11 protein-coding genes are annotated in these 11071 nt (G+C 53.1%); 2 read left to right on the top strand and 9 right to left on the bottom strand.

Going from position 1 to position 11071, the window contains the following annotated elements:
- Positions 1–228: 228 nt before the first annotated feature.
- From VFG09_04280 to dnaJ, 9 genes are all read right to left on the bottom strand, one after another.
- Positions 229–1368 carry a metallophosphoesterase gene (locus VFG09_04280; GenBank protein ID HET6514354.1) on the bottom strand — a complete coding sequence of 380 codons (1140 nt, stop codon included), beginning with the start codon at positions 1366–1368 and terminating at the stop codon, positions 229–231.
- A gap of 50 nt (positions 1369–1418) precedes the next feature.
- Positions 1419–2480 (bottom strand): MlaD family protein, encoded by a 1062-nt coding sequence (locus VFG09_04275; GenBank protein HET6514353.1) that lies wholly within the window; start codon positions 2478–2480, stop codon positions 1419–1421.
- A gap of 108 nt (positions 2481–2588) precedes the next feature.
- Positions 2589–3353, bottom strand: a complete 765-nt coding sequence (locus tag VFG09_04270) for an ATP-binding cassette domain-containing protein (protein ID HET6514352.1) — start codon at positions 3351–3353, stop codon at positions 2589–2591.
- Complete coding sequence (locus tag VFG09_04265; GenBank protein ID HET6514351.1) at positions 3350–4123, bottom strand: ABC transporter permease; 774 nt, start codon at positions 4121–4123, stop codon at positions 3350–3352. The genes VFG09_04270 and VFG09_04265 overlap by 4 nt, the downstream gene beginning before the upstream one ends.
- Before the next feature lie 99 nt (positions 4124–4222).
- Positions 4223–4423 (bottom strand): hypothetical protein, encoded by a 201-nt coding sequence (locus VFG09_04260; GenBank protein HET6514350.1) that lies wholly within the window; start codon positions 4421–4423, stop codon positions 4223–4225.
- Between the two features lie 37 nt (positions 4424–4460).
- Positions 4461–4652 carry a tetratricopeptide repeat protein gene (locus VFG09_04255; protein HET6514349.1) on the bottom strand — a complete coding sequence of 64 codons (192 nt, stop codon included), beginning with the start codon at positions 4650–4652 and terminating at the stop codon, positions 4461–4463.
- Positions 4653–4780: 128 nt separating this feature from the next.
- Positions 4781–7426 (bottom strand): ATP-dependent chaperone ClpB, encoded by a 2646-nt coding sequence (clpB, locus tag VFG09_04250; GenBank protein HET6514348.1) that lies wholly within the window; start codon positions 7424–7426, stop codon positions 4781–4783.
- A 9-nt stretch (positions 7427–7435) separates the two neighbouring features.
- Entirely contained in the window at positions 7436–7786 is a 351-nt protein-coding gene (locus VFG09_04245) for a MerR family transcriptional regulator (protein ID HET6514347.1), read from the bottom strand.
- A complete protein-coding gene (dnaJ, locus tag VFG09_04240) occupies positions 7783–8868 on the bottom strand; it encodes a molecular chaperone DnaJ (protein ID HET6514346.1) in 1086 nt (361 codons plus the stop codon). The genes VFG09_04245 and dnaJ overlap by 4 nt, the downstream gene beginning before the upstream one ends.
- A gap of 345 nt (positions 8869–9213) precedes the next feature.
- Between dnaJ and VFG09_04235 the strand changes: the two genes are divergently transcribed.
- Entirely contained in the window at positions 9214–9420 is a 207-nt protein-coding gene (locus VFG09_04235) for a cold shock domain-containing protein (protein ID HET6514345.1), read from the top strand.
- Between the two features lie 81 nt (positions 9421–9501).
- A complete protein-coding gene (locus tag VFG09_04230; protein ID HET6514344.1) occupies positions 9502–10926 on the top strand; it encodes a DEAD/DEAH box helicase in 1425 nt (474 codons plus the stop codon).
- The last annotated feature ends 145 nt before the right edge of the window (positions 10927–11071 follow it).

The following is an 11071-nucleotide window of genomic DNA, read 5'->3' as shown; positions in this document are numbered from 1 at the left end:
AGCCGACTCATTAGCGACAGCCCGCCCCACGGCGTTATCTCCTTATCGGTAAAGCTCAACTGTAGATCTTTTGCCATGTATGTTTCCCTTACTGCTTTATTCGTCCCAATGCTGCCTCGGCCGTGTAATATTCTATCCTCTTTTCAACGAGTTATGCTCTCTATCCCCTAATGACGGCCATTAGAGATCTTTGCCTATCGGACATTCTGGGTTTATAAGGCATGCGGGTCAGTCGGCATGGACAAGTTCGACGACGGTCACCTCGGGCGGCGAGAGAAAACGGATCGGCGGACCCCATGTCCCTGTTCCCCTGCTCACGTAGAGAAGAGCGTTGTCCTCGAGATTCAGCCTTCCTGCGTGGATGGGGTAATAGAGCCATGTGACGAGACTGAAGGGGAATATCTGGCCCTTATGGACATGCCCTGAGAGTTGAAGATCGAAAAGGCCTTCGGAATCTCTATCCACAAGGGGTCTGTGTTTAAGGAGGAGGGTGAACCGGTCGTGTGCAAAACCCGAGAGCAGTTCCTTTTCCGGCGTACCCCTGAAGAGCCCGAAAGTTTTTCCGGCGGGATCATCAACGCCGGCGATGTTGATGATTCCGGCAATGGGGAATCCTTCCCCCCTCAACATGGTAAAGCCGGCCTTTGCCGTGAACTCGAGGGCCTGATCAAGACCGGCGTAAAATTCGTGGTTCCCCGTTACAGCAAATTTCCCATACCTTGGGTTGATCTCCTGGAGCAGTTCAGCGAGTCCTGCAAGGCCGTTAATCTGCCCGTCCACAAGGTCTCCTGTCGATACGAGGATATCAGGGTCAGCTCTCTTCACCTCGGCGAGCATCCTTCTCAACCTCTCCTGTCTCACAATGAGCCCGAGATGGACGTCGGAGATCTGGACGATCTTCACCATCCCTATCTTCGCCGGAATCTTTGGGGTCTTTATGAGTACCCTTTCTGTTCTGATATCTCTTGCCTCAAAATATCCATAGGCTGCCAAAGAGAGCGAGACAACGAGGGAGATGAAAAAGGCATGCTGTTTCGGCAATGTCAAGACAGCGATGTCGGTTCCTGTGATGAATGTGCCTGCGGAAAGAATGAGGCGATAACAATCAATGATGAGTGAAACGGATACGAAGAGAAAGAGAGCCCCCATCCAGGTATATCCGGTCCATGAGAAGATCCGTGCAAGAATGTCATAGCCGGCCTTTTCTAAGAAGTGAATGATAATGGGCGCAACGACCATAAGCAGCATAAAAAGGGCGAGAATAGTACCCGTCCCGGCATGAAAGGCAAGGGCCGCCCTGGCCTTGAGGAAGGCGTAGAGATGAAGCCCGCCATAAAGGGAAAAAAAGACCACCAGGAAGAGACTCACAGGATACCTCTCTCCATGGGCTCATTCAGCATAGGGCCTGATAAGAAGCATCAAAATAAGTTGATCGTAAAATATCGTCTCGGATTCTCTCTCATGTCTTTAACCAATTCTCTTGTCTGCTCGATAATCTGCGCGAGTTCTGCCGCAAGTTCCTGATCCCCGACTAACTTCCCTGCCACGCCTTCGCCTCTGTCTATTCTCTCGAGGATCGAGGAGAGCTGCAGCGATGCCTTGTTGAGATTCTCATAGAGCACCGGATCTTCTGCGAGTCTCCTGAGAGATCCTGATCCTTCATTCAATTTCCTGCTGAATTCTGCCATCGAAGAAGAGGTCGCCAGCATGCGGTTATAGAGGGAAGGGTCTTCGATAAGCTTCCCTATCGTCCCAGAACTATCGTTCAGTTTCTTCCCGAAGTCTTCCAACGATGAGGCCGCAGCCAGCATCTTGTTGTAAAGGGAAGGGTCTTCAATGAGGAGTTTCAGGCTCCCCCGGGCGACTCTCAGGTCTTTCACGGCAAGGGAGAGGGTCTTTGTCGCCTCCGCGAGATTATCGTAGAGGGCCGGGTCTGAAATTAATTTTGCCATGGACCCGTGACCTGTGTCGATCTTCGAAACGAGGCTTTCGACTTTCTTTAAAAATTCGGTCATTTTTTGAATAGAGGTGGCGCTCGTTTCCATGATCTCCTTCAACTCAATCTGCGGTGATTCTTTCAGCGTATCACCGGAGCCTGCCGGCCCTGCCTGCTGAGAACCCGCGCTCAGCTCGATATACTTGTCTCCAAGGAGCCCGATCGTGAGGACACTCACATGAGAGTCTTTCCTGACAAAAGGCAAGGCTGATTTCTTGATCGAGAGGGTGACGAGCGTGCCGTGGTCCGGGTGGAGCTTTATTTCCTTCACCGAACCGATCTCTATCCCGGAGAGCCAGACAGGAGAGCCATTTCTCAATCCCTTGACATCCTGTATCTGGGCCTGCAGCTCCACCTTCGGCGAAAACATCCTCTCGATGCCGCCGGCAAAAAAGACGGTTAGAAAGAGGACGAGGAGGGCAAGGGTGATGACCATGCCAACCTTCAGCTTTGACCACAGGAGCTGCTTTTGGAAATCAAACATCTTTTCTCTCCTCTCTTCTTATGGCGACCGCAAAGGGCAGACCGTTAGAAACTGTGAGGTCGAAGCGAAGCGGATCTTGTCTGCCTCGCAAACGATCTCCGGCATCCCTCAATCTGCGGCCCTTGTCATTTCTTCCCTGAAGGCCTCATCGCCCAGCTCTTTGATGAAGACCTTGATTTCGGGGATAGCCGTCCGGAGAAGGCTCTCCCTGTCTCCGTCCAGGAGAAGCATCCCTCTATTCAGGAATACGAACCTCCTGGCGACCTTGAGCGCATCATAGACTTTATGGGTGACAATGATGAAGCCTTTCCCGCTCAGCGAGAGATCGAGGACGAGCTTACAGATTGTGTCGGCGTTGACAGGATCAAGGCCGCTCGTCGGCTCATCGTAAAGAAACATCTTCGGTTCGAAGGCGGCGAGGGACCGCGCTATTGCGACCCTCCTGTGCATGCCTCCGCTCAGTTCCTCGGTCGTAAGCTCCATGGCCTGTTCGACGCCCACGGTCCTGAGGAGTTCCCGCACCCGACGGTCGATCTCTTCTTCTCCCATCGCCGTATACTCTCGTAAACAGAAGGCTACGTTCTCCTTCACGTTGAGAGAGTCAAAAAGCGCCCCTTCCTGAAAGACGATGCTGAATTTCATCCTCACGTCTCTGAGCTCTTTCTCCGATTTCGCCGTTACATCTTCGCCGTCTATGATCACCTTTCCCGAATCAGGTCTTATCAGCCCCATGATGAGCTTCAGGATCGTGGTCTTGCCTTCGCCGCTTCCGCCGAGGATCGCGACCCGCTCGTGGGAGTCGATGGAGAAACTCAGGTCCCTGAGGACCTGACGAGTCCCATAGGAAAAGAATACCCTGTCAAAGACGATCATACCGAGAACCCCAGGACGTAAAGCAATATCCTCGTCAGGACAAAATCGGAAACAATGACCATGATGATCGATGCCACGACGGCCTTTGTCGTTGCGCTCCTGAGGCCGACGGCCCCGCCCCTCGCTGAAAGCCCCATGTAACAGCTTATCGATGCTATGAGATAACCGAAAATAAAAGGTTTCACCGAACCTGCGAAGACATTCTTGAATACTAAAACATCACGTACGGAACTCCAGTACAGACTTCCGCTCTGATGGCTCACGAAGACCGCGATATAGTATCCGCCGAAGAGTGAGGTCGCATCGCCGATCGTCGTGAGGGCCGGAAGCATCACAAGAGAGCTGATGATCCTTGGTGTAACAAGTTTCTTGATCGGGTCCACTCCAAAGACCCTGAGGGTATCCACTTGGTGCCCGAGGACCATGGAGCCCAATTCCGAAGCCATCCCTGAGCCGACGCGCCCGGTAAAGACCAGGGCGGCGGCCACAGGACCGATCTCTCGGATGATCGAGATCCCGACGACCTTTCCCGTGTAGATCTTGAGGCCGAGGACCGACAGTTCAGCAGCGAGCTGGAGCGAAAGGGCCATACCAACAAAGAGGGAGACGAGGACAACGATGAGGAAGGAACCGGACCCTGCGTAGTCCATCTGCTCAATGGTATCCCTGAAATAGAAGGGCTTGCTAACGAGCCCTCTGAGACCATGAAAGGAGAGGAGATAAAAATCCTGGAGATCGTTTATCAATTCCCTGATTCGTAATGGTCTCATATTTCCGAGAAATTATTTTACCACAATTTCTCAGAAGCAGTCCTCATCGCAGTGAGGCGGATGGTTAGGAGCTTCCCTATGGGACAGTCTCCGAGGTTTTTAGCCGAGTTTTCTCTTCGCCTCTTCAAGAAAGGTGTTCAAGTTCTTTGTCTCGTGGTATAGCCTCTCAAGAACGGCAGAGAGGTCTTTTTTGCCGAGGGAATCAGCCTTTTCAGCCCACGCCCGGTAAGTCTCTGCGTGCTCTTCGTTATGTTCAATCCAGTGGTGGAGCAGATGGCCGAGCTTTTCGAGATCCTTCATTATACACCTCCTTTGGGGATCGTCATGTGATTTGATTTCATGGAAGGGGAATCGAACGGAGCCCTTTCCTTTTATAGGCAGGCTCCAAATTGTCACGGGCTGTCGCATCATCAGGCTTCAGTCTCAAGGCTATCTGATACTGTCGAGTCGCATCGTCAACCTGTCCCTTGGCGGCACAGGCAACTCCCCAATTGGTATAGGCCTCTTCGTAATAGGGATTCAATCTCAAGGCGACCTGATCTGGTTTATGCGTTATTACGGTATTCAGGCCAAAGGCCTGATCGTTTTCGGCGTCCAGTTGCCGGCCGGCGCTCTTCCATTCCGAAGGCCGGCAAAGGTTGATGCGTGACGCCTTTGTTATGTGACAACCTCTGCTTCCACGAGCTTTCTGAAGGTAATCGAGTCATCTGCGTAATCTACCTCAACAATATCGCCATCCCTGAAGGTCCCATCGAGAAGCTTTACGGCAAGGGGGTTCAATATCTCCCTCTGCAATGCCCTTTTCAGGGGCCTTGCGCCGTAGACAGGATCATAACCGATCTCCGCAAATTTCTCTTTCGCATCCTCTGTCAGCACGATATCGATGCCCCTGTCACAGAGATATTTCTTCATCCTTTTCACCTGGATGTCGACGATCTGCTTCAGGAGGTTCTTCGAAAGGGGATTGAAGATGATGATCTCATCAATCCTGTTAAGAAATTCAGGTTTGAAGAAAGCCATGAGGTCATTAAGGATCTTGTCCTTCAGGTCTTCGTCATTCGTCTTTCCCCAGTATGCTATCGGCTGCTTTGCACGCTCGGTAAGAAGGTCCTGAATATGTGCGCTCCCGATATTCGACGTCATGATGATGACGGTGTTTCTGAAGTCGACGGTCCTCCCGTGGCCGTCCGTGAGCCTTCCGTCGTCGAGGACCTGAAGGAGGAGGTTAAAGACCTCGGGATGGGCCTTTTCCACCTCGTCAAAGAGTATTACCGAGTAGGGCCTTCTCCTCACAGCCTCTGTGAGTTGGCCACCTTCCTCGTAGCCGACGTAGCCAGGAGGCGCTCCGATGAGTCTCGATATGGTGTGCCTTTCCTGATATTCGGACATGTCGATCCGCTGCATCGCATCTTCATCATCGAAGAGAAACTCGGCCAATGCCTTTGCAAGCTCGGTCTTGCCGACGCCTGTTGGTCCCAGGAAGATGAAGGAGCCGATGGGCCTGTCGATGTCCTGTATGCCTGCCCGCGCGCGTCTTACAGCATTTGCCACAGCCGCAATCGCCTCGTCCTGGCCGACGACTCTCTGCCTCAGCCTCTCTTCCATATGGAGGAGTTTCTGGATCTCACCCTCGAGCATCCTCGACACCGGTATCCCGGTCCATTTCGATACCACCTCTGCGATATCTTCCTCATCCACCTCTTCCTTCAACATCTTCCTTTTCGACTGCGCCTCGGCAAGCTTCAGGTTCTTCCCCTCAAGGGATTTATGGAGCTCCAGGAGTTTCCCATACCTAAGCTCAGCGGCCTTTGAGAGGTCGCCGTCTCTCTCCGCCTGTTCGGAGGCCAGCTTGGTCTTTTCAATCTGTTCCTTTATTTCCCGTATCTTCGCGATGATCTCCTTCTCACTGAGCCACTGGGCTCTCAGTTCGTCTCTCCTGGCCTGAAGTTCAGCCATCTCCTTCCTCATCTTCTCGAGCTTCTCCCGCGCATCCTTTGACTCATCTCTCATTAATGCCTGTCGTTCGATCTCGTGCTGCCTGAGCTTCCTTTCGATCTCATCGAGTTCAATGGGCATCGAGTCAATCTCCATCCTCAGTTTTGACGCGGCTTCGTCTATGAGGTCTATCGCCTTATCAGGCAGAAACCTCTCGGTTATGTATCTGTTGGACAGCACTGCCGCTGCGATAAGGGCCGAGTCCTTGATCTTTACCCCATGGTGGACCTCGTAGCGTTCCTTCAGGCCGCGGAGTATGGAGATCGTATCTTCCACCGAGGGCTCCTTAATGAGAACGGGCTGGAACCTCCTTTCGAGGGCAGGGTCCTTCTCGATATGCTTCCGGTATTCGTCAAGGGTCGTGGCTCCGACACATCTCAGATCACCTCGCGCCAGCGCCGGTTTGAGCATGTTCGATGCGTCGATTGCACCTTCTGCTGCGCCTGCTCCGACAAGGGTATGGAGTTCGTCGATGAAGAGGATTATCTTGCCTTCAGCCTGTTCGATCTCCTTGAGCACGGCCTTCAGCCTCTCTTCGAATTCCCCCCGGTACTTCGAACCGGCAATAAGGGCCCCCATGTCGAGGCCCACAACCCGCTTATCCTTAAGGGTTTCCGGGACGTCGCCTGCAACGATCCTCTGCGCCAGGCCTTCTGCAATTGCTGTCTTCCCAACCCCAGGCTCGCCAATCAGCACAGGATTGTTTTTCGTCCTTCTTGACAGTACCTGTATGATCCTCCGTATCTCGTCGTCCCTGCCGATGACTGGATCAAGCTTGCCCTTTTTTGCAAGGTCCGTCAGGTCTCTGCTGTATCTCTTGAGGGCCTGATACTTGTCTTCAGGATGAGGGTCTGTCACCCGCTGGGAGCCTCGAATTTCATGCAGGGAGGACATGACCTTGTCCGAAGTGACGCCATACCGTGCAAGGAGTTCCGTACAGGGCCCTCCGATCGAGACGAGGGCGATGAGCAGGTGCTCGACGCTCACGTATTCATCGGTGAGACGCTCTGCCTCGGTGAAGGCCTTCTCGAATACCTCATTCAGTCGAGGAGAGAGATAGATCTGGCCGAGCGGAGTCGCCCCTACAACCTTCGGCAATTTGTCCAGCTCCTTTTCGATATCTGTCTGAAGGGATCTCGGGTCTGCGCCGAGCCTCCTCAGAATCTGGGCTGCCGTGCCCTCCTCATCTCGAACCAATGCCAGGAGGAGATGCTCCGGCTGGAGTTCCTGATTGCCTTTTCTTTCCGAGATCCTCTGTGCCTCCTGTAATGCCTCTTGGCACTTTACCGTTAACTTGTCCGTTCTCATAGTTGTCTCCTACTCTTCAAAAAATAATTTTTTCAATCTCTGTTCAAAATCGGTCCTAAGGTCATCCTCAAGAAATTTCATCATCTCATCCATCTCTTTCTGGAGGACCTCCAACCGGTGTCTCAGTCTGAGGATGACGTCAACCCCTGCCCTGTTGACGCCGAGTTCACGGGTGAGCCTGATGATCATCGATAGCCGTTCAACATCCTCCTGCGAATACAATCTCATCCTCTTTATCCGGTAAGGGGCTACCAGTCCCTCACGTTCATAAAGCCGCAATGTCTGGGGATGGACACCCAGCATCCTTGAGACAACACTGATCATAAATACCGGCTGTTTTTTGTCTTCCGAGTCCTTCATCTGTTGAATAATCCTTTCCTTGGATTCTCCCGGTAAGATGACTCTATTTCTCTGATTGCCTCTTTTGTCCTGTTGTTCAGGTCCTTTGGGACCGCTATCTTGATAGTCACATACTGGTTTCCCCTTGTCCCGGTCTTCGGTGCTGGAAAACCTTTCCCTGTCAGCTTAAACTTCTGGCCGCTCTGTGTGCCAGGTGGGATAGTCATCACCGCCACGCCATCCATGGTCGGAACTTCTATCTTTGCCCCGAGAGCTGCCTCACCGAAGGTCAGGGGAACCTCGACATGCAGGTCATCACCCTCACGCCTGAGAATGGGATGGGCTCTTACCGTAATCTCGATGTAGAGGTCTCCTGGTTGCCCGCCAAGAGAACCCGCGTTGCCGAGGCCCTTCAGTTTCACCCTCGAACCGTTGTCGACGCCGGGAGGTATCTTCACCTTGACGGAATCGGTGGAGAAGATGATCCCCTTCCCTCCGCAGGCCTTGCATACCCTGGTTGTCTTCTTGCCAGTTCCTCCACAGTCACTGCAGGTCTGCTGCATTCTGAAGAAACCCTTTGAAGACTGCAATTTGCCGCTTCCTTTACATCTGGGACAGACGTCGTACGTCTCCGCTCCTGTTCCACGGCATGATTGACAAGAGGTCTGGCGGTTGATCGCTATGGTCTTCTGGGTGCCTGAGAAGGCCTCCTCAAGGGAGACGGTAAGACCCATGAGAACATCCGATCCTCTGGCATAGGGCTGTTCTGCCCTCGTTTCCCTACCGAAGATGTCTCCAAAGATGTCCCCCATGCCGAAATCGAAGATATCTTCATACCTTGGGGCCCTGCTCTCTTCATACCATGGACCACCAGCTTCAAAGGGGCTTTTCCCATAATGATCATACTCTTCCCTTTTCTTGGGGTCGGAAAGCACGGTGTAGGCCTCGTTGATCTCTTTGAACTTCTGCTCTGAGGACTTGTCTCCTGGGTTCAAGTCAGGGTGGTATTTGCGCGCAAGTTTCCTGAAGGCCTTCTTGATATCATCTTGAGACGCGTCTTTGCTGACGCCAAGTAATTCATAATAATCTTTAACGGCCGGCATTCTCCTTCACCCCAATCCTGCTTTATTTCCTATAATAAAGCTTGAGTAGGTATTTGTCAAGTCTATTTAGATGATAAAAGTAGGACAAAGACGATATGAGCCCACCTTTTCCTCCTGTCTCAATTCTAGCAAAGGAGGGATGGCTGTCAACCAGAAAATGACAGGTGATTATCGAGGATTACTCGCTTGTCGTAATTCTTCAATTTCCTTGACAAAAATGGTGCAGGCGTGGTAACGTAAGGTAGATTTTTGGAAGTTTTTGCCGTTTATGAGGCCACAAAGACTTTTGACTTTGTGGCTTTTTTGTTGAGACCTTCTGAGATTCTAATTTTGAGAAAAGGAGGTATTGCAATGACTAAAGGAAAAGTAAAATGGTTCAACGATTCCAAAGGCTTTGGCTTCATTACGAGAGATGACGGTTCGGATGTCTTTGTCCACCACGCTTCCATTCAGAGCAACGGGTTCAAGACCCTCGCCGAAGGTGACATGGTGAGCTTTGACGTTGAAAAGGGCCCGAAGGGTCCTAACGCGATCAACGTCGTTAAACTGTGACCGGCCTGTGAAGTCCCTCTGCTGTGCAGGGGGGCTTCACTATTAAGGGTGACAAGGACACTACTACAGAAAGAAGGATACATGAGTTTTATTTCGTTCAATCTCCATCCGCGGATTGCGGCCGGTGTTAAGGCGCTCGGCTATAACACACCAACCCTTATCCAACGCCAGGCCATCCCGCCTGTTCTCCAGGGACACGACGTTATGGGCCTTGCCCAGACCGGAACAGGCAAAACTGCAGCCTTTGTTCTGCCGATTCTCGATCGCCTGATGAAAGGGCCGCGTCGCACCGTCCGCGCCCTCGTCATCGCCCCTACCCGCGAACTGGCAGAGCAGATACATCAGGCGATCGGCAGCATGGGACAGCAGACCGGCCTCCGGAGCACAACCGTCTACGGAGGCGTAAACGCGAACCCGCAGATACAAAAATTGCGCGCAGGAGTCGAGATCGTCGTTGCATGTCCCGGCCGTCTGCTCGATCACATCCATCAGGGCACGATCAACCTTTCGCATCTGGAAGTGCTCGTGCTGGACGAGGCAGACCGCATGTTCGATATGGGATTCCTGCCTGATATCCGGAAGATCATCAAGCACGTGCCGGCCAGGCGCCAAACCCTCTTGTTCTCCGCAACCATGCCGGATGATATACGGGGGCTGGCCCACGAAGTCCTGCGCGCCCCGGTCACCGTGCAGATCGATCCAGCTGTACCAGCTGACACCGTCGCGCATGCGCTCTACCCGGTCGATCACCACCTCAAAACCGAGCTTCTCCTCGAACTGCTACGCCATACCGACACAGAGTCGGTCCTCATCTTCACGCGTACCAAGCACCGTGCCAAGCGTTTGGGGCAGCAGCTGGAGAGGGCCGGCTACCGCGCCGCGTCGCTCCAGGGGAACCTGTCGCAGAACAGACGCCAGGCCGCACTTGACGGATTCCGTGACGGCTCTTACCAGATCCTTGTTGCGACCGACATCGCGGCCCGTGGCATCGATGTCTCAAGGATATCTCACGTCATCAACTATGACATGCCAGATACCGCAGACGCCTACACTCACCGTATCGGCCGCACCGGTCGCGCCGCAAAGACCGGAGATGCCTTCACGTTTATCGTCCGTGAGGACGAGGACATGGTCCGCAACATCGAGCGCCTCCTCGGTGAAAAGATAGAACGTCGCACTCTGAAAGACTTCGATTATAAGAAAGCTGCACCGGCGCGCGATACCGAGTTTGCCCGCCCTCCGCGAAACTCGCAGCGCGGTCGGCAGCAAAATAGACTGGAACCATCCAGGGCCCGCGCCGTTACACAGCAGAATATCCGCCCAAGCGGAAGTTCAGAAGCCCGGAAGACCGGTCAAGGCGACCCTCCGCGGAGGCCAGCATCGGGGAATGCAGAAGTCCGGAAACCTCTGCAGCGCGGGCTTGCCCATCGTCGGTCCGCCCATCAGCCTTCCCCCGGTTCAACCACAGACAAATATCGTCCGCATAGGTCCGCCACCGGTCGGTGAAAAGCTTTCGGTTTTATTGTCATTCCGGGGGCGAGAAGTGAAGTCGAGGCGCCGCACCTTCGATATATTCGGGAGGGCTCGAAAGAGGATTGATCAAGACGACAGTCCTGTCACGTAGGAAAGAGAATGAATTCAAGAAACGCTC

It is taken from the genome of Thermodesulfovibrionales bacterium (genome assembly GCA_035686305.1).
GTDB lineage: Bacteria > Nitrospirota > Thermodesulfovibrionia > Thermodesulfovibrionales > UBA9159 > DASRZP01.
The sequence above is the reverse complement of the archived record's forward strand: the minus strand, read 5'-3'. Positions and strand labels throughout refer to the sequence as shown.